This is a genomic window from Kocuria rhizophila, assembly GCF_003667225.1.
Classification (GTDB): Bacteria; Actinomycetota; Actinomycetes; order Actinomycetales; family Micrococcaceae; genus Kocuria; species Kocuria rhizophila.
The window spans coordinates 1-20156 of sequence record NZ_RCOM01000045.1; the positions used below are offsets into that span (position 1 = coordinate 1).

The 20156-nt window shown below is 71.9% G+C and carries 19 protein-coding genes; 8 read left to right on the plus strand and 11 right to left on the minus strand.

What is annotated here, in order from left to right; translation table 11 throughout:
* Positions 1-87: 87 nt before the first annotated feature.
* The 4 genes from D9R02_RS07380 to pknB are packed head-to-tail and all read left to right on the plus strand — an operon-like array spanning position 88 to position 6948.
* Positions 88-1797: an FtsW/RodA/SpoVE family cell cycle protein gene (locus D9R02_RS07380; RefSeq protein WP_121566663.1), complete on the plus strand. Its 1710-nt coding sequence runs from the start codon at positions 88-90 to the stop codon at positions 1795-1797.
* Complete coding sequence (locus D9R02_RS07385; protein ID WP_039101341.1) at positions 1794-3236, plus strand: peptidoglycan D,D-transpeptidase FtsI family protein; 1443 nt, start codon at positions 1794-1796, stop codon at positions 3234-3236. The genes D9R02_RS07380 and D9R02_RS07385 overlap by 4 nt, the downstream gene beginning before the upstream one ends.
* Complete coding sequence (locus tag D9R02_RS07390) at positions 3233-4981, plus strand: protein kinase domain-containing protein (protein ID WP_121566664.1); 1749 nt, start codon at positions 3233-3235, stop codon at positions 4979-4981. Before D9R02_RS07385 ends, D9R02_RS07390 begins: the two co-directional genes overlap by 4 nt.
* A gap of 5 nt (positions 4982-4986) precedes the next feature.
* Positions 4987-6948, plus strand: a complete 1962-nt coding sequence (pknB, locus tag D9R02_RS07395; protein WP_121566665.1) for a Stk1 family PASTA domain-containing Ser/Thr kinase — start codon at positions 4987-4989, stop codon at positions 6946-6948.
* Positions 6949-7119: 171 nt separating this feature from the next.
* On the opposite strand, the gene D9R02_RS07400 is transcribed toward pknB, so the two are convergent.
* Entirely contained in the window at positions 7120-7761 is a 642-nt protein-coding gene (locus D9R02_RS07400) for an anthranilate synthase component II (protein ID WP_019311023.1), read from the minus strand.
* Between the two features lie 186 nt (positions 7762-7947).
* On the opposite strand from D9R02_RS07400, the gene D9R02_RS07405 reads away from it, so the two are divergent.
* Both D9R02_RS07405 and D9R02_RS07410 read left to right on the plus strand, forming a co-directional pair.
* Positions 7948-8655 carry a cell division protein CrgA gene (locus D9R02_RS07405; RefSeq protein WP_121566666.1) on the plus strand — a complete coding sequence of 236 codons (708 nt, stop codon included), beginning with the start codon at positions 7948-7950 and terminating at the stop codon, positions 8653-8655.
* Positions 8652-8900, plus strand: coding sequence for a hypothetical protein (locus D9R02_RS07410; RefSeq protein ID WP_124109503.1), 249 nt, complete (start codon positions 8652-8654; stop codon positions 8898-8900). Before D9R02_RS07405 ends, D9R02_RS07410 begins: the two co-directional genes overlap by 4 nt.
* A 198-nt stretch (positions 8901-9098) precedes the next feature.
* Here D9R02_RS07410 and D9R02_RS07415 read toward each other — a convergent pair whose 3' ends face one another.
* The 4 genes from D9R02_RS07415 to D9R02_RS07430 all read right to left on the minus strand — a co-directional run bounded on the left by D9R02_RS07415 (position 9099) and on the right by D9R02_RS07430 (position 12174).
* A complete protein-coding gene (locus tag D9R02_RS07415) occupies positions 9099-9653 on the minus strand; it encodes a YceI family protein (RefSeq protein WP_121566667.1) in 555 nt (184 codons plus the stop codon).
* Between the two features lie 154 nt (positions 9654-9807).
* Positions 9808-10470, minus strand: a complete 663-nt coding sequence (locus D9R02_RS07420; protein ID WP_121566668.1) for a flavin reductase family protein — start codon at positions 10468-10470, stop codon at positions 9808-9810.
* Positions 10471-10743: 273 nt separating this feature from the next.
* Positions 10744-11271 carry a flavin reductase family protein gene (locus tag D9R02_RS07425; RefSeq protein ID WP_019311018.1) on the minus strand — a complete coding sequence of 176 codons (528 nt, stop codon included), beginning with the start codon at positions 11269-11271 and terminating at the stop codon, positions 10744-10746.
* 162 nt (positions 11272-11433) lie between these two features.
* Positions 11434-12174, minus strand: coding sequence for an alpha-ketoglutarate-dependent dioxygenase AlkB family protein (locus D9R02_RS07430; protein WP_029603571.1), 741 nt, complete (start codon positions 12172-12174; stop codon positions 11434-11436).
* A gap of 112 nt (positions 12175-12286) precedes the next feature.
* Here D9R02_RS07430 and D9R02_RS07435 point away from each other — a divergent pair, with 112 nt between their 5' ends.
* Complete coding sequence (locus D9R02_RS07435) at positions 12287-13264, plus strand: LLM class flavin-dependent oxidoreductase (protein WP_019311298.1); 978 nt, start codon at positions 12287-12289, stop codon at positions 13262-13264.
* Between the two features lie 222 nt (positions 13265-13486).
* Positions 13487-14749, plus strand: a complete 1263-nt coding sequence (locus tag D9R02_RS07440) for a low temperature requirement protein A (protein WP_183085965.1) — start codon at positions 13487-13489, stop codon at positions 14747-14749.
* Between the two features lie 27 nt (positions 14750-14776).
* On the opposite strand, the gene D9R02_RS07445 is transcribed toward D9R02_RS07440, so the two are convergent.
* From D9R02_RS07445 to D9R02_RS07470, 6 genes are read right to left on the minus strand one after another with little or no spacing between them, the layout of a single operon-like run.
* Positions 14777-15649 (minus strand): prenyltransferase, encoded by an 873-nt coding sequence (locus tag D9R02_RS07445; protein ID WP_121566670.1) that lies wholly within the window; start codon positions 15647-15649, stop codon positions 14777-14779.
* Entirely contained in the window at positions 15639-16001 is a 363-nt protein-coding gene (locus D9R02_RS07450) for a lycopene cyclase domain-containing protein (protein ID WP_019311295.1), read from the minus strand. The genes D9R02_RS07445 and D9R02_RS07450 overlap by 11 nt, the downstream gene beginning before the upstream one ends.
* Positions 15998-16396, minus strand: a complete 399-nt coding sequence (locus D9R02_RS07455; protein ID WP_019311294.1) for a lycopene cyclase domain-containing protein — start codon at positions 16394-16396, stop codon at positions 15998-16000. The genes D9R02_RS07450 and D9R02_RS07455 overlap by 4 nt, the downstream gene beginning before the upstream one ends.
* Positions 16396-18060, minus strand: coding sequence for a phytoene desaturase family protein (crtI, locus tag D9R02_RS07460; protein WP_438819416.1), 1665 nt, complete (start codon positions 18058-18060; stop codon positions 16396-16398). Before crtI ends, D9R02_RS07455 begins: the two co-directional genes overlap by 1 nt.
* Positions 18061-18101: 41 nt before the next feature.
* Positions 18102-19001, minus strand: a complete 900-nt coding sequence (locus D9R02_RS07465) for a phytoene/squalene synthase family protein (protein ID WP_121566671.1) — start codon at positions 18999-19001, stop codon at positions 18102-18104.
* Positions 19002-19012: 11 nt separating this feature from the next.
* Positions 19013-20140 carry a polyprenyl synthetase family protein gene (locus D9R02_RS07470; protein ID WP_121566672.1) on the minus strand — a complete coding sequence of 376 codons (1128 nt, stop codon included), beginning with the start codon at positions 20138-20140 and terminating at the stop codon, positions 19013-19015.
* Positions 20141-20156: the final 16 nt, after the last annotated feature.

Below are 20156 nucleotides of genomic sequence, written 5' to 3' on the forward strand. Positions count from 1 at the left end.
GACCGTCACCACACCCACCCCCGATCCGTCGCGCAGCGGCAGCGGCTCGCCGAGCCCGGGGCGGAGCTCTTCCGGGGGTGACGGCTCGTGAGCACCCTTGCCGCGCCGGCCGCCGCGCCGGCCCAGCACCCTGCCGTGCTGCCCAAGCCCCGGCGCATCACCGAGCTGATGCTGCTGCTGATGGCCCTGACCATCGGCGTGGGCGCCAACATCCTGGTGGACCCCGAGCAGCTGGAGAAGGACCCCTCCCACATCATCGTGAGCGGGGCCGTCCTGGCCGGGGGCGCGCTGCTCGTGCACGTGGTGCTGTGGATCCGCGCCCGGTACGCGGACCCGTACCTGCTGCCCATTGCCGTGGCGCTCAACGGCCTGGGCCTGGCCATGATCCACCGCATCGACCTCTCCACGGGCCAGACCGCCGCAAACACGCAGGTGGTGTGGACCGCCGTGGCGCTGGTCGCGTGCTGCGTGGTCCTGTGGTTCCTCAAGGACCACCGCCGGCTGCGCAACGTCACTTACACCATGCTGCTGCTGTCCGTGGTGCTGCTCCTGCTGCCCATGGTTCCGGGGCTGGGCGTGGAGATCAACGGCGCCCGGCTGTGGATCTCCGTGGCGGGACGCACGTTCCAGCCCGGTGAGATCGCCAAGATCACGCTCGCCATCTTCTTCGCCGGGTACCTGTCCATGAACCGGGACCTGATCCTGCTCGCGGGGCGCAAGGTGGGGCCCGTGCGGCTGCCGCGCTTCAAGGACATCGCACCCATGCTGGCCGCGTGGCTCATCGCGATCGGGGTGCTCGTGCTGCAGAAGGACATGGGCACGGCCATCATGTTCTTCGGCCTGTTCCTGGCCATGCTCTACCTGGCCACCGGTCGCCTCGGCTGGATCGTGCTGGGCCTCGTCCTCATGCTCGTGGGCGGTTTCGCCGCGAGCCGTATCTTCTCCCACGTGAGCCTGCGCCTGGACGCCTGGCTGTCCGCGTTCGACCCCGAGGTCTACACGCGCTCCCCCGGGGGCTCCGCCCAGATCGTGCAGGGGCTCTTCGGCCTCGCCTCGGGCGGGCTCTTCGGCCAGGGGCTCGGGCAGGGCCGCCCGGACCTCGTCTCGTATGCCAACTCGGACATGATCATCACGGCGTTCGGTGAGGAGCTCGGCCTGATCGGGCTCTCGGCCATCCTGGTGATGTTCCTGCTCTTCGCCTCGCGCGGTCTGCGCGCGGCGCTCGGCACCCGGGACGCGTTCGGCAAGCTGCTCGCGGGCGGGCTGTCCGCGCTGATGGTGCTGCAGCTGTTCATCGTGGTGGGCGGCGTGACCCGCCTGCTGCCGCTGACCGGACTGACCACACCGTTCATGTCCGCCGGCGGTTCGTCCCTGCTCTCCAACTGGATCATCGTGGCCATCCTGCTGGCCATCTCCCACAGCGCCCGGCGCCCGGTGGCCACCGGCCCCGCCACGGACGAGGATCTCGCGTCGGTCGAACGACGCCGCCGCGCCCGCGAGGAGCAGCGCGCCCAGGACGGGGACGCCGCCGAGCGGGAGCCGGCCACGCAGCCCACACCGTCCGCCGCCCTGGCCTCGTCCGCCGAGCCCCTCGACGCCGCCGCGCACGACGCCGCGGGGCCGGGCTCGGCCACCGAGGTGATGTCCCGTCTCACCACCCGAACGAACACCGCCGAGCGCGGCACACGGGGCGAGGAGGGCGCAACGGCCCGCCCGGCGTCGTCGGCGGGCGACGCCGCCACAGAAGCGAACTCGCGCACCGGACGCGCGGCCGACGAGGAAGGAGGGACTCCGTGAACAAGGCGATCCGCAGGATGTGGCTCATGGTCGCGGGCATCGTGATGGTGCTGCTGCTGACCCTGACGTACGTGCAGTTCTTCGCGGCCGATGCCCTCCAGGCCAACCCCTGGAACAACCGGACCCTCTACGAGCAGTTCGGCCAGGACCGGGGCTCGATCCTGGTGGACGGCCAGGAGATCGCCAAGTCCGTTCCGTCGAGCGACGACTTCGAGCACCAGCGCGTCTACACGGACTCCCCGATGTACTCCAACCTCACCGGCTACTTCTCGCTGGTCTACGGCGCCACGGGGCTGGAGTCCGCCATGGGCGACGAGCTCTCCGGGGCCTCGGACGACCAGTTCTACGACCGCGTGGTCTCCCTGTTCTCGGGCGACCAGCCCAAGGGCGCGTCCGTGGAGCTGACCCTGGACTCGGAACTCCAGAAGGTGGCCTACAACGCGCTCGAGGGTCACAACGGCTCGATCGTGGCCGTGGACCCGAAGACCGGCGAGATCAAGGCCATGGTGTCCCGCAAGAGCTACGACGCGAACGCCATGTCCTCCCACAACACCGACGAGGTGGTGGCCGCGGCGGACCAGCTCAACGCGGATCCCGCCCAGCCCCTCGTGAACCGCGCGATCGGCGGCGACCTCTACGCGCCCGGCTCCACGTTCAAGCTCATCGACACCGTGGCGGCCCTGGAGTCCGGGAAGTACACCACGGACACCACGATCCCGAACCCCAGCGAGCTGCCGCTGCCGGACACCACCGTGACCCTGCCCAACTACCGCCAGGGTGGTTGCGCGGCCCGCTCGCAGGTGAATCTGCAGTTCGCCCTGGAGCAGTCCTGCAACACGCCGTTCGCCCAGATCGCGATGGAGCTCGGGCAGGACGAGATCCGCAAGACCGCCGAGAACTTCGGCTACGGCCAGGAGCTGAGCATCCCGCTGGAGGTGACCCCCTCGGTGTTCCCCGAGGAGATGAACCAGGCGCAGCTCGCCCTGTCCTCGATCGGGCAGTACGACGTCCGCACCACCCCGCTGCAGGTGGCCATGACCTCCGCGGCGATCGCCAACGACGGGGTGATGATGAAGCCCAGCCTGGTCAAGAACGTCCGTTCCTCGGACCTCTCCGTGATCGACGAGTTCAAGGCGGAGCAGCTGCGCCGCTCCACGGACGCGGAGACCGCGCAGACCGTGACCGAGCTGATGACCTCCGTGGTGGACAACGGCATCGCTTCCGGCGCGGCCGTCCCCGGCGTGAAGGTGGCCGGCAAGACCGGCACGGCGGAGACCGGCGAGGACGGATTGAACGATTCGTGGTTCACTGGATTCGCGCCCGCCGATGACCCCCAGTTGGCAGTGGCCGTGGTCGTCGAGGACGTGGACGTCACCACAGGGTCCACCGTGACCAGCCCCAGCGCACGGCAACTCTTCGAGGCGGTGTTGAACAAGTGAGACCATCGTCGAGCACCATTCTGGGCGGTCGCTACGCGCTCACGGAACGAATTGCCATCGGTGGCATGGGCGAGGTGTGGAAGGCCAAGGACCAGGTCCTGGGCCGCATCGTGGCCGTGAAGATCCTCAAGGACGAGTACAACGGGGATCCCACGTTCCTGCAGCGGTTCCGGGCCGAGGCCCGTCACACGGCCCTGCTCAACCACCCCGGCGTGGCGAACGTCTTCGACTACGGCGAGGACGAGGGCTCCGCGTTCCTGGTCATGGAGCTCGTGCCGGGCGAGCCGCTGTCCAACATCATCGACCGGCAGAAGTCGCTGGACGCGGACACCGTGCTCAACTACATCGGCCAGACGGCGCGCGCCCTCGCGGCCGCCCACGCGCAGGGTCTGGTGCACCGGGACGTGAAGCCCGGCAACCTGATCATCACCCCGGACAACCGGGTCAAGGTCACGGACTTCGGCATCGCGCGCCTCGCGGACCAGGTGCCGCTGACGGCCACAGGCCAGGTCATGGGCACCGCCCAGTACCTCGCCCCGGAGCAGGCCACGGGCCAGACCGCCACGGGCTCCTCCGACATCTACTCGCTGGGCATCATCGGCTACGAGCTGCTCGCGGGGCGGCGGCCCTTCACCGGGGAGTCGCAGATCGCGATCGCCCTGGCCCAGGTCAACGACAACCCGCCGCCGCTGCCGGACTCCGTTCCGGAACCGGTGCGGGCGCTCATCATGTCCATGCTGGCCAAGGATCCCGAGGACCGGCCCGAGAACGCCGGCAAGCTCGCCAACGCCGTGGACGCCCTGCGCCGCGGGGACGTGGCCTCCGCCGTGACCATGGTGCCCGGCATGGGCCCGTGGCTGTCCGACACCGGTTCCGCCGACGACCAGCCCACCGAGGCGATGGCCCCGGTCTCCGGGCCGAGTACGCGCGCGATGCCCGGCACCGCCGGGTCGGCCGCGGCGATCACGAGTTCCGCGGCCGCCGCGGACCGCCCGGACCCCCGGTACAGCGCCCACCCGTCCACAGCACAGTTGGACGCCGTCGAACAGACCCGGGGGTCGGAGGGCTCGTCCGGGACGAAGGCCAAGCGCTCGGTGTGGGCGTGGCTGCTCCCTGTGCTCGCGCTCCTCGCGGTGCTCGTGCTCGCGGGCGTGTGGTTCTTCTCCACACGGGACTCCGCAGACACCCCGGCACCGGGAACCGTGACCTCCTCCACCGTGACACCCACGCCGGAGAACACCGTGACCCTGCCCCAGAACATCGTGGGGCGGGACGCGGACCAGGTCTCCAACGAGATCACCGCCATGGGCGTGAACGTGGACAAGCGGCTGCAGCGGGACACCGGGCGGCCCGCCAACACCGTGGTCTCCTCGGATCCCGCGGGCGGCACGGACGTGGCGGTCGGCTCCACGGTGGTCATGTACGTGGCATGGGATCCCGCGGCCGCTCCGGCCCAGGGCTCGGGTGGCGGATCCACCCCTGCCCCCTCGCAGCCCGCGCCCACGCAGGACCCGGACCAGGGGCCCGCAATCCCCGGCAACTCGGTCCCCCCTGCCGCTCCCAACACCGGGGGCAACGGCGCCACGAACGGCGCCGCTCCCGAGAACAGTGCCGCCGGCGGCACGCAGGACGGCGGCGTCTCCGACGGACAGGGCGTGCGGGCTGACGGCACCACGGACTCCACCGACCCGCAGGACACGGGTGCCGTGGCGGCTCCCTCCCCCGGCACGGGCACGGACGGGTAGAGCACATGGGTGGGTCTTCGGTTCCCGAGCTGATCAACGACCGCTACCAGGTCGGCGAGGTCATCGGCCGCGGCGGCATGGCCACGGTGCACGTGGGCCAGGACGTCCGGCTGGGCCGCCAGGTGGCCATCAAGATCCTGCGCCCCGAGCTCGCGGCGGACGAGACCTTCCACGAACGGTTCCAGCGCGAGGCGCACGCGGTCGCCTCCCTGAACCACCACTCCATCGTGGCCATCTACGACACCGGCGAGATCCGGCCGCAGAGCCCGGACGGCGTGCTGCGGCCCTACATCGTGATGGAGTACGTGCCCGGGGAGACCCTGCGGGAGCTGATCCACGGCCCGGGCGTGGCCCCCGCCGAGGCCGTCGAGTACATGCTCGGCATCGTGGACGCGCTGTCCTTCAGCCACCGGGCGGGGATCGTGCACCGGGACATCAAGCCCGCCAACGTGAAGGTCACCCCGGACGGCAGCGTCAAGGTCATGGACTTCGGCATCGCGCGCGCCGTGGAGGACACCCAGGCCGCGCTCACGCAGTCCCAGGCGGTGCTGGGCACCGCGCAGTACCTCTCCCCGGAGCAGGCTCGCGGGGCCGCCGTGGACCCCCGCTCGGACCTCTACTCCGCGGCGTGCGTGCTGTTCGAGATGCTCACGGGCCGCGCGCCGTTCGTGGGCGAGTCCTCCGTGGCGATCGCCGCGCAGCACGTGCGGGACGCACCGCCCGCGCCGTCCGCCCTGAACCCGCAGCTGCCGCCCGCCGTGGACCGCTTCATGGAACGGGCCCTGGCCAAGAACCCGCAGGACCGCTTCGCGGACGCCGGTCAGATGCGCCGCGCCCTGCGGGAGCTCGGGGCCGCCCTGCCCGCCGATCTGGGTGCCACCCAGCCCATCAGCCCCACGGACGCCGCTGCCCTGGCGGACTCCCACACCAAGACCCTTCCCGCCGTGGGAGCCGCGGTCGCCGCCGGAGCCGTCACGGCGGCGGGGCGCAGCGAGGACACGGAGCCCACCGAGCCCACGCCGTCCCCGCGGCCCGGGCCCTTCGAGCCGGACGACGACGCCGATGCCGACGTTCCCGAGCGGCGGCACGGGCGGCGTGGCTGGGTCGTCGTCCTGGTCGTCGTCCTGCTGCTCTCCCTGCTGGGGGCCGGGACGGTGCTGGGCGTGCAGTGGTGGCAGAGCCAGCAGGTGGAGCAGGTGGCCCGGGTGACCGTGCCCCAGGTCGAGGGCATGGACAGCACCACCGCCGAGAACACCCTGCGGGACGCGGGCCTGAACCCCACGTTCACCCCGGAGCACAGCGACACCGTGCCGGACAAGCACGTGATCGCAGTGTCCCCGGCCGCCGGCACCGAGGTGGACCGGGACTCCTCCGTGGTGGTGAGGGTGTCCGAGGGCCCCGAGAACGTGAAGGTCCCGGAAGACATCGTGGGCCAGTCCCTCGAGTACGCCCGGGAGTCCATCCAGCACGCCGGCCTCACCGTGGGCCCCGTGAGCACCGTCAACAGCGCCACCGTGCCGGCGAACGCGGTGATCTCCTCGGACCCCGCACCCGGCAGCTCCGTGGCCAGGGACAGCGCGGTGAAGCTGCAGGTGTCCTCGGGCAAGGTGACGGTCCCGGACGTGGTGGGCCGCAGCCGCGCGGACGCCGAGAGCGCCCTGCGCTCCGAGGACGTGCGGCTCAACTCCAACGTGGAGATCCGCGAGACGGAGGACGCGGAGACGGGAACGGTGCTCGCGCAGTCCGCCCCCGCCGGTTCGTCGGTGAGCCAGGGCTCCACCATCACGCTCACGGTCGCGAAGAAGACCGAACCGTCCCCCACACCGTCGCGGACCCCGGAGGAGACCACGGAGCCCACAGAGCCCACAGAGCCCACGGCGCCCGCGGAGACGGCCACGGCCTCCCCGAAGCCCACCCGGCCGCAGCCCTCGGGCGGGTCCACGGCCTCGCGCGACAGCGGCCGCTGACGTCCGCGGGACGTCTCCGTCGCACCGTTCTCCATCCGGCCACGGTTGCCGGCCCTGTGGCCGCTCCCGCGGCGGCTCGTCGCAACGGCAGACAGCGGCAGACGCAGAAGACCCGCGGCCCCTCAGGGGACCGCGGGTCTTCTCGCACGGGGCGCCACTCGGCGCAGCGGGTCAGGCCGTCATGAGCGGGGACAGCCCCGCGGCAGCGGCTGCGGCACCGTCCTGGCCGACCTCCTCGAGCCAGTTGCCCAGCATGAGGTAGCCGCCCTCGGTGAGCACGGACTCCGGGTGGAACTGCACGCCGTGCAGCGGGGCGGTGCGGTGCCTGAGCCCCATGACCACCTGCCCGTCGTCCGTGGTGGCGGTGACCTCCAGGCAGTCCGGGACGGTGTCCGTGGCCACGGCGAGCGAGTGGTACCGGGTGGCGGTGAACGGCGAGGGGACCCCGGCGAAGACGCTCTCCCCCTGGTGCACCAGCTGGGAGGTCTTGCCGTGCATGAGCTGCTGCGCGTGGCCCACGCGCGCCCCGTAAACCTCACCCAGGGCCTGGTGGCCCAGGCACACGCCGAGCAGCGGGGTGCGGGTGCGCTCCGCCCAGCGGATCAGGTCAGAGCACACGCCCGCGTCCGCGGGGGCTCCGGGGCCCGGTGAGAGCAGCACGCCCTGGTGCTCGCCCGCGAGGGCCGTGGCGGCGGGGACGTCGAGGTCGTCGTTGCGCACCACGGTGGTCTGGGCACCCAGCTGCTGGAGGTAGCCCACCAGCGTGTAGACAAAGCTGTCGTAGTTGTCCACGACGAGGATCTTCACAGACACTCAAGAACTCCTGCGCGTTCACCGGTTGAAAGAACTCGCGCAAGTCTACGCCCGCGCGGGCGATAGACTGAACGGCGATGTCACGCCGGGGCCGCCGCCCCGGAATTCACCGGTGGGCGCCCGCGCGAGCCACGGACCCACCCGCACGGCGCCGGGTCGCTCCCGCGCTAGGAGGAATGATCAGCAGTGTCGCAGCCCAAGAAGCGCTTCGGTAGATCCCGCAACGCCCAGGACGAAACACAGCAGTTCAGCCTCACGGAGGAGGACCGCGAGCTCGCCGCCCTCGCCGCGGAGATCCTGCCGCGCAACAGTGCCGCGGCCTCCTTCGAGCGTGCGGCCACCCGCCAGGCCGGTTCCACCTCCGTCTCGGCGCGGGACGCGGTGACGGACACCGAGCTCGCCGAGGGCCCCGGAACCGGCTCGGGCGCCGCGGCCGACCACGAGCCCGACGCCGCTGTCACGCCTTCCACGAAGCACAGGAAGCGCAGGAAGAAGACGAGCGCGCAGACGTCGGCCACGGCGTCGTCGGACGCGGCGAGCACCACCGGCGCGGGCGACGCCGCCCCGCAGGCCGCCACCGTGGGCGCCGAGGACACCGCGGAGGAGACCCCGGCGGAGGCCAAGGCCCGCATCAAGGCCGCCCGGCAGGCCAAGCGCCGCGAGGAGAAGGCCGCCAAGGCCGAGGCCCGCGAGCACCGCGCCACCGAGTACCGCCCCACGCCCATGTGGTTCAAGGTGATCATGATCGGCCTGATTATCGTGGGGCTGCTGTGGATCATCGCCTACTACCTGTTCCAGGGCCTGGTGCCCATCCCGGGGATCGGCGAGTGGAACCTCTTCATCGGTCTCGGGTTCATGCTCGCCGGGCTGATCATGACCACGCAGTGGCGATGAGCACGCCTCAGGGCCCGCGCCCCGGGGACCGCTCCGACCCCGACGGACCCGGGACGACGCCGCCGGGGCCCCTCACGGAGGCCGATGACCTCGAGGGCAGCTCTCAGACCGACAACGGTTCCGGCCCCCGCGAGCACACCCCTCGGATCAACCCCGCGCGCATGGAAGTGCGGGTGCGCCGGATCGCGCTGCTGGGGCTCGTACTGGTTCCCCTGATCTACTTCATCATGCAGTCGCTGCGCTGAGACCCGTCAGCTCGCACGGCGCACGACCCCGAGCACGGGCCACGGCACCAGGACACGGCTGAGGCATCCGCGCACAGCAGCGGTTCCCGGACACGGCAGTGCCGGCGCCCCGTCGAGGATCGGGGGCACCGGCACGTCACGCGCACCGCTCAGGGGCGGAGCCGCTGAGGCGGGGAGCCGCTCAGACTGCTGAGCGTCTCAGGCGGCAGAGCCGGGAGCGGTGAACTCCACGTCCAGGTCGATCCGGACCTTGTCCGAGACCATGACCCCGCCGGCCTCCAGGGCCGCGTTCCAGGTGATGCCGAACTCCTTGCGGGAGATCGTGGTGGCGGCGGTGAAGCCCGCCCGGGTGGTGCCGAACGCGTCCACGGCCACGCCGTTGAACTCCGTCTCGAGCTCCACCTCGCGGGAGACCCCGCGCAGGGTCAGGATGCCCGTGACCGTGCCTTCCCCGCCGTCCAGGTGCACGCCGGTGATGTCATAGCTCATCTGCGGGAAGGTCTCCACGTCGAAGAACTCCGCGGAGCGCACGTGGTTGTCGCGGGCCTCGTTCTTGGTGTCCACCGAGGCCATCTCGATCTCCACCCGGCCGGTGGACCGAGCGGCGTCCTCGGCCACGGTCAGTTCGCCGGAGACCCCTGCGAACGTGCCGCGGACCTTGGAGATGCCGGCGTGGCGGACCGAGAACCCCACCTCGGTGTGCGCCGGGTCGAGGGTCCAGGTGCCGGTGGTCATGCCGTCGAGGGTGTTCATGGGTGCGTTCCTCCGCGTCTCGTGGGTCGGCGCTGCGCCAACCACTTGCTTGCTTCGGAAACTAAATTACGCCCACTTTGATGATGCGTCAATGTATGTCGAAGAAACTTTCTGTGCGGGTCCCGGCAGGGGCCGCAGCGCCTCCCTGGCTGGACTAGAGGTGCAGGTCCAGCACCGAGTTGTGACTCAGGCCGTGGAACTGGCGCTGGTGGTACACCAGGGGGCTGCCGGAGCCCTCCTCGCCCAGGACGTCCACCACCGCGGCGTTGAACACCAGCGCGGGCCCGGCCTTGATGCGGGCCAGCGGAATGGCGCGCAGCACGCGGCGCACATCCGTGAGCCGGGGTTCACCCGTGGGCAGGGTCTCCCAGGCCATGTCCTCCCCGAAGCGCGGGGCACCGGAGATCGCAAAGGAACGGGCCAGCTCCACGTTGTCGGAGTCCAGGAAGTGGACGATGAACGAATCCGCGGTGGCCACCACCGCGGCGGAGCCGCGCTTGGCCTGCAGGGAGAACCCCAGGATGGGCGGGTCCGCGGAGATCGAGGACACCGAGGACGCCGTGAGGCCCACCGGACCCTCCGGGCCGGCCACCGTGATGATGGCGATGCCCGCGGGGTGCTGGCCGAACGCGGACTTGAACCCCTCGGTGAGTCCGGGATCGCTTTGCAGCGCCTCCGTGGGGGCCACGAGATCCACGACGTGCGCCGCCACGCTTTCGGCCTCCCGCCCCGTGGCGGGCACACCCTCCAACTCCGCCCCGCTCTGCGGTGTGGTGTCCTGGGGGGTTCTCTCGCTGACGCGCTCCGACATGATCATGGGTTCCTCTCCCGCGGTGCTCCGGGGTCGTCGGCCCGGCCCTCTGTCTCTCCCTGCTCCTCTCGATCCTGCCAGGGACAGCGCCCGCAGGACACCGTCTCAGGGTCCACATTCTGGGCCACACGGCGCAGAGCGGCGCCACCTTGGGGGACAGATTCGCACCTGCAACTCCGCCGTTCGCCCCACAGGTGCCACGCGCTCGGGGCCATTTCGTCCGCGCGCTGCCAAGGATCGGCCCGGGGCGGGCGGTCGGGGGTACCGCCCGGTTTCATGTCATCCGATGGTCTTGTACTCCCTGGCGTAGTGGATCAGGGGACGGTCCGTGGAACCGGCCCCCGCACCGCGGCCCATCGCGGTGACCCTGCCCACCACCACCAGGTGCGTGGCCGCCGTGTGCGCGGAGACGGTATCCAGCTCGAACCAGCTCAGGCAGCCGTCGATCACCGGGGTGCCCGTGCGCTGGGTGCGGTGGAACGGGACGGTGTCCAGCAACCCGTCCACGGGGTTGCCGGGACTCGCGAGCCAGTTGGCCACGGGGCGCTGATCCGAGGCCAGCAGGGACAGCGTCCACGTTCCGCTGCTCTCCACGGCCTCGCACATCCGGCCCATGTCGTACAGGCACACCAGCATGGTGGGCGGGTCGTAGGAGACGTCCGCGAAGGCGGTCACCGTAATCGCGTGGTCCTTGCCCCGGTACCGGGAGCACACCACCCCCACCCCCGAGGCGTGCTCGGCGGCCAGGGTGCGGTAGCGCTCCACCTGGGCCTCGGCCGGGTTCGGATCCACGGGTTCGATCTGCATGGGCCCAGTGTGTCACCGTCACCCACGACGCCGCCCGGCCAGGTCCGCCGCGAAGTCCCGCGGCCGCGCGCGCCCCACCCCGTGTCCACCACGTCACGCCCACGTGCAGCTGGTCGTCCCGCGCCGGTCCTGGCCCTCCCCGGCGGCGGCACCCGTGTCCCGTCACCTGCCGCCGCGGCCACCCGTCATGCGCAGCGTGATGTTCAGCCGCCCGCCGTTCTTGAGCCCCAGCTGGCGCCCGCCGGTCCCCGGCAGCACCTTGGGCACACCGTGGAACGCGTACCGGGACGGTCCGCCGAACACGAAGAGGTCCCCGGAACGCAGCTCCACGTCCTGGTACGGCGCCGTGCGGGTCTCGGTGTTGCCCAAACGGAACATGCACGTGTCCCCGAGCGAGAGGGACACGATGGGCGCGGCGGAGAACTCGTCCTTGTCCTGGTGCATGCCCATGTGGGCGGCGTCGTCGTAGAAGTTGACCAGCGCAGAGTCCGGGCGGTGCTCGCGCACCACCCGATCGATGCCGTCGAAGGCCACGGGGTCCGGGTCGGACGCGGCCACCGGCCCCGCGGCGTCGTCGTCCGCGCCCGGCCCGTAGGCCTCCGCCACCGCGCGGGTGCCGAGCGCCACGAGCCACTCCGGCAGCTCGGGCAGGCGCGGGCCCGCGGCAGCGCCGTAGCGGTAGGGCTCGCGCGTGCCGAGCATGACCGACTGCACGGACATCCGCCCGCCCCCGGGCATGACCTGGTGCTTCATGGGAGCAGCTCGCACCCACTCCCGGCAGACCGTGACCAGCTGCTGCTGGCACCCGGTGTCCAGCCAGTCGGGCACGTGCACCGCACCGGGTGCCAGCACGCGGCGTGAGCGCGGGACGGTGAAGAGCTCCTCGACCTCGTACTCGGACATGGCCCGAGCGTAGGACCGCACTCCGACACCCACACACGGACTCCCCCGCGGAATACCACGCCCACCAGTCCCGTTATTTCCACAGCAAGCTTTCGTCTGGAAAGGTCCTGCCATGTCCCTGCCCCTGTCCGTCATCGACTTCGCCACCGTGCGGGAGAACCAGCCGCTGCGCGAGACGTTCGCGGACTCCGTGACCCTCGCCCAGCACGTCGAACGCCTGGGCTACCAGCGCGTCTGGTACTCCGAGCACCACAACGCCCCCACCATTGCGTCCTCCGCTCCCGCGGTGCTGATCTCCCACATCGCGGCGCGCACCGAGAGCATCCGGCTCGGTTCCGGCGGCGTGATGCTGCCCAACCACTCCCCGCTGGTGGTCGCCGAGCAGTTCGGCACGCTCGCGGAGCTGTACCCCGGGCGCATCGACCTCGGCCTGGGGCGCGCGCCCGGCACGGACCCGCGCACCCTGCAGGCGCTGCGCCGTGCTCCCGAGGCCGCAGAGAACTTCCCCCAGGACGTCAGGGAGCTGCAGGGCTTCCTGCGGGACGAGTCGCTGATCCCGGGGGTGCGCGCGGTGCCCGGTGCGGGCACGAACGTGCCGCTGACCATCCTGGGCTCCTCGCTGTTCGGCGCCCAGCTCGCGGCGGCCTACGGCCTGCCGTACGCGTTCGCCTCGCACTTCGCCCCGGACGCACTGGTGGATGCCGTGGCGGCCTACCGCTCCCAGTTCCAGCCCTCCGAGCAGCTCGCGGAGCCGTACGTGATCGCGGCGGTGAACGTGATCGTCTCCGAGGACGCACAGGACGCCGCGCGCCAGCTCGAGGCCACGCAGCGGGCCCGCGTGAAGCTCATGCTGGGCCGCGGCCGCGAGTTCACGGACGAGGAGATGGACATGGTCATGGCCTCGCCCGCCGCGTCCCAGATCCTGCACATGCTCAGCTACATGGGCGTGGGCACCCCGGACACCGTGGTGGACTACCTGCACCGCTTCGCGGACCACGCGGACGCGGACGAGCTCATGATCTCGCCGCTGTCCACGCGCCAGCCGGACGTCCTGCAGTCCATGGAGCTGCTCGCGCGCGCCTGGTCCTGAGCCCGGAGTTCAGGCGAGGGAGTCCGGCACGCACGTGAGGGCGGCGTCGTGCACGGCGGGGAGTTCCGCGCACCGCCCGCACGCCGCCGGGAGCGCACTGCGCGGCCCCACACCGCACGGCCCGGTGCCGCGCCGCCATGAGGACGACGCCGCTGCGCCGCCTCCGCCGCGCGCGGCACCGTAAATTCTCGCGCGCCTGGGCCGCACCCTACGATGACTCCCATGACCCACACCCCCGCGGAGAGCACCCCTGCGCCCCACGGCCTGCGCCGCATCAGCGCCCGGGACCGCACCGAGGCGCACCGGACCGCCACCCCGTTGGAACTGCTGTACGACCTCGTGTTCGTGGCGGCGTTCTCCCAGGCCGGTGTGGCGCTCGCGCACCAGGTGGAGACGGGCAACGTGGCCGGCGGGGTGCTCGCGTTCAGCGTGGCCATGTTCGCCGTGGTGTGGGCGTGGGTGGGCAACACGTGGTTCTCCTCCGCGTTCGACACCGACGACTGGCTGCAGCGGCTGTCCACCATGGTGCAGATGACCGGGGTGGTGATCCTGGCGCTGGGGATCCCGCCGTTCTTCGAGTCCCTCCACGAGGAGCACGTGCACAACGGGCCCATGGTGGCCGGGTACATCGTGATGCGCCTGGGGCTGCTGGCACAGTGGCTGCGCGTCTACCTCAGGGTTCCCGAGCACCGGCACCGCGCGGGCGTGGTGATCCTCTGGACCGTGGTGGCGCAGGTCGGCTGGACCCTGACTGCAGTGTTCCCCACCACGTGGCCCGTGTTCGTGGGCGCCGGCCTGGTGCTCGTGGGCTTCGAGTTCCTGGGCCACCTGCTGCCCGGCGGCAGCCAGCAGGCCCCGTGGCACCCCCACCACCTCGCGGAGCGCTTCGGGCTCATCGCGATCATCACCCTCGGCGAGAGCGTCGTGGGAACCATTGCCGCGCTGCAGACCGCCCTGCCCGAGGAGGGCGGCTGGACGCTGCAGCCCGTCCTGGTGGTCGCCGCCGGGCTCGGTCTCACGTTCGGCGTGTGGTGGAGCTACTTCGGTGTGGACTTCGGCAGGGCGCTCGCGGCCCGGCCGTCGGTGGCGGGGATCTTCACTGTCCTGCACCTGGTGATCCTGGGCGCCATCGCCGCCATGGGCGCCGGTCTGCACGTGGCCGGCGCCGCACTGGCCCACCCGGAGGAGGCCTCCCCCGCACTCGCCGTGCTGTTCGTGGGGGTGCCGCTGCTGGTGTTCTACCTGGGCTTCTACGGGCTGTACACGGTGTTCGTGCCGGAGGCGGACCTGCGCCACATCGTGCTCATCCTGATCACGCTCGCGCTCGCCGCCACGGGCCCCCTGCTCGCGTGGTGGGGCGTGCCCATGGGCTGGTGCCTGCTGGTGGTCGCGGCCGCCACGCTGCCCACGGTGGTGGGCTACGAGTGGTTCGGCCACGACCACCAGGAGCAGCAGCTCCGGCGCCTGGAGCGCCGCACGCGCTGAAAGTCTGCACCACGCGGCGAGCGGTCCTCAGCCGCGGACCTGGGACCACCAGATCAGCAGCATGGTCACCAGGAACCCCGTGAGGTAGTTCAACCACAGGAAGGTCCTCCACCCGGCGTTCGCGCGCCCGGAGTCGGCGTCCGTGACGCCGCGGAAGCGCAGGGCATTGAGCAGGTACGGCACCGCGAGCAGCGCGGCCAGCTGACCGGGCCACTCGGTGCACAGCATCAGGATCCCGGCGAGCGCGTACAGCCCCGCGGAGAGCCACACGGTGGGGCGGGCGCCCAGCACGGTGGCCACGGAACCCAGCCCGCCCTCGCGGTCCGGGACCACGTCCTGCACCGCCCCGAACATCTGCGAGGCCATGCCCCACAGGAAGAACCCGGCCAGCAGGGCCCACAGCGCGCCGGTGAACTCGGCACCCGCGAGCGTGAGCCCGTACACGGCCGGGGAGACGAAGTGCGTGGCGGAGGTCATCGCGTCCAGGAACGGACGCTCCTTGAACCGCAGCCCCGCCCACGAGTACGCGACCACCGCGAACAGGGACACCGCGAGCACCGCGAGTGAGACCCAGTTTCCCGTGGCCACCCCGTACCCGGCGAGCACGAGCACGAACGGCGCGGGGACCAGGCACGAGGCCAGCAGCACGGACCGCTGCGCCGCCCGGTCCACCACCGCGCCCTCCACACCGCCCTTGCGGGGGTTGCGCAGGTCCGACTCGTAGTCGAAGACGTCGTTGATCCCGTACATCGCCAGGTTGTAGGGCACCAGGAAGAACACGCTGCCCAGCACCACGAGCCACCACGGCAGCCCGCCGGTCAGCAGCACGGCCGCCGCGAACGGGTAGGCCGTGTTGACCCAGCTCAGGGGCCGCGAGGCCCAGAACAGCCTAGTGAGCACGTCCCCTCCCCTCCTCGGCACCTCGGGCCCCGGGGGACGACGCCGCCCCCGCCCGTTCCCGGCCCAGCAGCAGCCACAGCGCGGGCAGCAGCAGCACACCCGCCACGGGGTAGGCGAAGTCCTCGAGCGGCGCGAGCCCGATCCGCACCCCGGAGATGTTCTGCTCCGTGTACGTCATGATCCCGGAGGCGATCATGACGTTGTCGAACACCGCTGTGAGGACCACGAGCAGCACCGCGGCCCCCGCGAGCGAACCCCAGAACAGTCGTCCCGGACGGCGCAGCAGCACCGCCACGGCGAGGACCACCACGGCGATCCCCAGGAAGATCGCGTTCACACCCCAGTACGTCATGAGCGTTCTCCCGTCGGTGGTGTGCGGCTCGTCTCTGCCGCACGTGCCACGGCGTCCCCGGCGCTGGGGTGCCCCGCCGCGCGGGACCGCAGCCAGCGCCACAGCACGGGCGCGCCCAGCACGTAGACCATGGTCTGGTAGCCCAGGAACGCGAGGAAGAAGACCTCCTCCAGGGGCAGCTCGGGAGCCACGAACACACCGAGCGTCAGCGAGTTCTCGCCGTGCCAGAACAGGCCGTTGGCGATCCCCACCAGGTCCCACGCGAGGAAGAACACCGTCCCCGCGAGCAGCACGAGCCACGCGCGCAGCGGGTGCCCGGACCAGAAGAACAAGCCCCAGCGCCGGTCAATCAGCGCGAAGCACCCCAGGAGCACGAGCAGCACGGCCAGGTACATCAGCGGTCCCCGCGTCCCCGGACCGCGTCCCGGACCACCTCGGAGGAGATCAGGCACATGGGCACGCCAATCCCCGGGCGCACCGACGAGCCCGCGTAGTAGAGACCCGTGATCCCCGGGTCCGTGACGCCGGGGCGGAACAGCGCGGACTGGCGCAGCGTGTGGCCCGGGCCCAGCATGGAGCCGCGCCACGCGTTGAACTGCGCCTCGAAGTCCTCGGGGCCGTACGTGCGGCGCACCACGATCCGCTCGGCAAGGTCCGGGATGTCCGCCCAGCGCGCCAGCTGCGCGATGGCGGCGTCCGCCACCCGCTCCACCTGCGGGGAGCCCGGCTCGTCCGTGTCCGGGGTGCGCACCCCGCCCCGCCCCCACTCCGGCACGGCGGGCGAGGGCACCAGGATGAACAGGTTCTCATCCCCCTCCGGGGCGGTGCCCGGGTCGGTGGCCGAGGTCATGGACACGTAGATCGAGGTCTGCTCCGCGAGCGGCGTGCCGTCCGCGATGCGCCCGAAGTTGTCGTCCCAGTCCGCGGTGAACAGCAGGTTGTGGTGCACGAGCTGCGGCAGCCTGCCCCGCACGCCCAGGCACACGAGCACCCCGGAGGGCCCGGGGTCACGACGCTTCCACCGGGACTCCGGTGCCCGGAACCGCTCCGGCAGCAGCCGGGTCTGCAGGTGGTGCAGGTCCGCCGCACCGATCACCACGTCCGCGGGGAGCCTGACCTTGCCGACGCCGCCCGGCTCCCCCACGCGGTAGGTCACCCCGGTCACGGCGCCGGCCGAGCGGCGTCGTGACCGGGCCGCGCCCACCAGGGACCGCGGCGAAGGCCGTGCGGACGAGACCTCGATGCCGCTGACCGCGGCACCGGTGACGATCTCCACGCCGGCCGCACGCACGAGGCGTTCCATGGCGTCCACGAGCGCAGCGAACCCGCCCACGGGGTACTGCACCCCGTCCGTGAGGTCCAGGTGGCTCATGAGGTGGTACATCGCGGGGGCGGTGTCCGGGGAAGCGCCCAGGAATACGGCGGGGTAGCCCAGGATCTGGCGCTGCCGCGGGTCACGGAAGCGCGCGGCCACGTAGCTCTTCATGGACGAGCTCAGCAGCCCGCCCAGCCGGGGCAGATTGCGCAGCACCTCCGTGCGCGCGAGGTCCGTGGGGCGGGAGAAGTTGGTGTACAGGAAGTGCTTCTTGGCCAGCTCGTACACCTCCGCACCCGAGTCCAGGTACTCCCGCAGGGCGTCGGAGGAGCCGGGGTCGAGCTGCTCGAACAGCTCCTCCGCGTGCCCGGCGCGCACGTCCGTGGGCGGCTCGTCCAGGTGCTGCTCGAAGAACGTGCGGTAGCCGGGGTCCAGGCGGCGCAGGTCCAGCTGCTCGGGGGCGCTCGAGCCCATGAGCCGGAACCACCGGTCGATGACCTCGGGCATGAGGTACCAGCTGGGGCCGGTGTCGAACGTGAACCCCTCCGCGGACCAGCGCCCCGAGCGCCCACCCAGGGTGTCCCGCTGCTCCAGCAGGGTCACCCGGTGCCCGTCCCGGGCCAGCAGCCCCGCGGTGGCGAGCCCCGCGAACCCACCACCGATCACAATCGTCCGGGGGGCGGCCCCGCCTTCGGGAGCCGTGGTCGCCGCGTCAAAGTTCGTGCTCGTGCTCTCGTTCATCATGGTCGTGGGTGCTCCGCCCTGGTGCTCGTGGTCCGTCCGGGTCACGCCGTCACCCCCGTGTCCGAGAGGGAGCGTGCGGCGATCCGCAGCTTCACCGCGGCGGGCACGCTGATCCGGCGCCGCGGCAGCTCGTGCGCGGGAACCCGCTCGATCCGGCGCGCGAGCTCCCCGAACAGTCCGTGGGCCATGGCCACTGCGCGGCGAGCGCGCCGGTCCAGGGCGAGGACGCCGGGCACAGCGGCGTCGAGGTCCGCGGTGAGGTCCGCGAGCAGCGCGGTCTTCTGCGCCTCGGTGAGGTGCACGGGGTCCGCGCCGGGGAAGTAGGTGCGTCCCAACTGGTCGTGGTCCGCGCCGAGGTCCCGCAGGAAGTTGACCTTCTGGAACGCCGCCCCCAGCCGCCGGGCGCAGTCCGTCAGCAGCTCGCGCTGGGCGGGGGTGTCCGCGAGGGTCCCGGGCATGTCCATGAACACGGCCAGGCACATCAGACCCACCACCTCCGCGGAACCGTAGATGTAGGACTCCAGCGAGGCGCCGTCGTGCTCCGCGACCTCCAGGTCCGCGCGCATCGAGGCGAAGAACGGGGCGGTGAGCTCGCGCCCGAAGCCGTGGCGGCGGGCCACGTCCGCGAAGCCGTGGACCACCAGGTCCGTGGCGAAGCCGGTGTCCAGCGCCCGGTCCACGGCCGCCTCGTAGTCGTCCAGCGCGGCACGCACCTGCGCGGCGTCCAGGCCCGCCGCCCGGGCGGTGCCGTCCACCACTTCGTCCGCCACGCGCACGAGCGCGTAGATCCCGGCGATGTCGCGGCGCACCGGGCCCGGCAGGGTGCGGCACGCGAGGGAGAAGGACGTGGAGTACTCACCGATCACGCGCCCGGAGGCGGTCAGGGCGGTGCCGGTGTACAGGCGCAGCGGCGCGAAAGCCTGCGCGTCCGGAACAGTCATGGGGGTCCTCACTACGAGTCTCGGTTCAGGACGTGGTGGCACAGGACGTCGAGCTGGGCGCGCTGCGCCTGCGGCAGCGCCAGCCCGTCCAGGAGTTCGCGGGCCTGCCCCACGAGACCGGCGGCCAGCTGGAGAGCGGCCTCCCGGGCTCCCGAGTCCGCGATCGCCTCCCGGGCACGGGCCACCGTGGCCGCGCCGCTCGCCAGGTCCTCGAGCACTCGACGGACCCCCGGGACCTGCATCCCGTGGGCGGTGAGCACGGTGGCCTTGCCCGAGCGCAGATCGGCGTCCACGGACTTGCCGGTGACCTCCGGGTCCCCGAAAGTGCCCAGGACGTCGTCGACCACCTGGTAGCCCACACCCAGCAGCGCACCCGCACGGGCCAGGCGCTCGGCGTCGTCCGTCCCGGCCCCCGCGAGCAGGGCCCCCGCGCGCAGCGGCGCCTCGAAAGAGTAGGTGGCTGTCTTGAGCCGCTCCATGTCCAAAATGGCCTGCACGTCCGGGTGCTCCGCCCCGAAGCGGTGCAGGGACAGCAGGAGGTCGTCCAGCTCTCCCGCCGCGGAGGCGGTCACGGCCTCGAACACCACGTCCGCCACGGCCCGCGAGCGCCCCGGGTCCGTGGTGCACGTGGTCGCGAGCCGCAGCGCACCCGCGAGCAGCAGGTCCCCGGCGAGGACCGCCGCGGACGATCCCGCGTGCTCCGCCTCCTCCTCGCCCACCCCGGCGGCCAGGGCGTCCCGGCGGAAGAGCTCCCCCACCGTGGGACGGCCCCGGCGGCGCCAGTCCTGGTCCACCACGTCGTCGTGCACCAGCAGCGCCGCGTGCAGCATCTCGAACGACGCCGCCAGCCGAACGCAGGCGGCGTCCGGAACCTGCGCCGCGGCGTCGCCCCCGCGCGGCACCGGAGCGAAGGAGCGCCACGCGATGAGCGTGAGGCGCGGGCGGATGAGCTTGCCGCCCGCCAGCTGCTCGCGGATCCGCTCCCACAGCAGCGGGAACCCGGGGCTGCGGGCCACGCGGTGCGCAGGGGATGCGAAGAAGTCCTCCAGCTCGCGCAGCACGGCCGCCCGGAACTCGGACCACTCGCCGTCGTGGCCGGGGCCCGGTCCGGGATCCGGCGCCGGTGGCTGCGAGGCCACGGGGGCTGTCTCTTAT

What these genes read in the sequence shown, in the direction of transcription:
- D9R02_RS07450 (WP_019311295.1), bottom strand. Translation starts at nt 16,001, where the DNA reads ATGACGTACTGGGGTGTGAACGCGATCTTCCTGGGGATCGCCGTGGTG.
- D9R02_RS07425 (WP_019311018.1), bottom strand. Translation starts at nt 11,271, where the DNA reads ATGCAGATCGAACCCGTGGATCCGAACCCGGCCGAGGCCCAGGTGGAG.
- pknB (WP_121566665.1), top strand. Translation starts at nt 4,987, where the DNA reads ATGGGTGGGTCTTCGGTTCCCGAGCTGATCAACGACCGCTACCAGGTC.
- D9R02_RS07455 (WP_019311294.1), bottom strand. Translation starts at nt 16,396, where the DNA reads ATGTACCTGGCCGTGCTGCTCGTGCTCCTGGGGTGCTTCGCGCTGATT.
- D9R02_RS07435 (WP_019311298.1), top strand. Translation starts at nt 12,287, where the DNA reads ATGTCCCTGCCCCTGTCCGTCATCGACTTCGCCACCGTGCGGGAGAAC.
- D9R02_RS07465 (WP_121566671.1), bottom strand. Translation starts at nt 19,001, where the DNA reads ATGACTGTTCCGGACGCGCAGGCTTTCGCGCCGCTGCGCCTGTACACC.
- crtI (WP_438819416.1), bottom strand. Translation starts at nt 18,060, where the DNA reads ATGATGAACGAGAGCACGAGCACGAACTTTGACGCGGCGACCACGGCT.
- D9R02_RS07415 (WP_121566667.1), bottom strand. Translation starts at nt 9,653, where the DNA reads ATGAACACCCTCGACGGCATGACCACCGGCACCTGGACCCTCGACCCG.
- D9R02_RS07440 (WP_183085965.1), top strand. Translation starts at nt 13,487, where the DNA reads ATGACCCACACCCCCGCGGAGAGCACCCCTGCGCCCCACGGCCTGCGC.
- D9R02_RS07430 (WP_029603571.1), bottom strand. Translation starts at nt 12,174, where the DNA reads ATGTCCGAGTACGAGGTCGAGGAGCTCTTCACCGTCCCGCGCTCACGC.
- D9R02_RS07420 (WP_121566668.1), bottom strand. Translation starts at nt 10,470, where the DNA reads ATGATCATGTCGGAGCGCGTCAGCGAGAGAACCCCCCAGGACACCACA.
- D9R02_RS07410 (WP_124109503.1), top strand. Translation starts at nt 8,652, where the DNA reads ATGAGCACGCCTCAGGGCCCGCGCCCCGGGGACCGCTCCGACCCCGAC.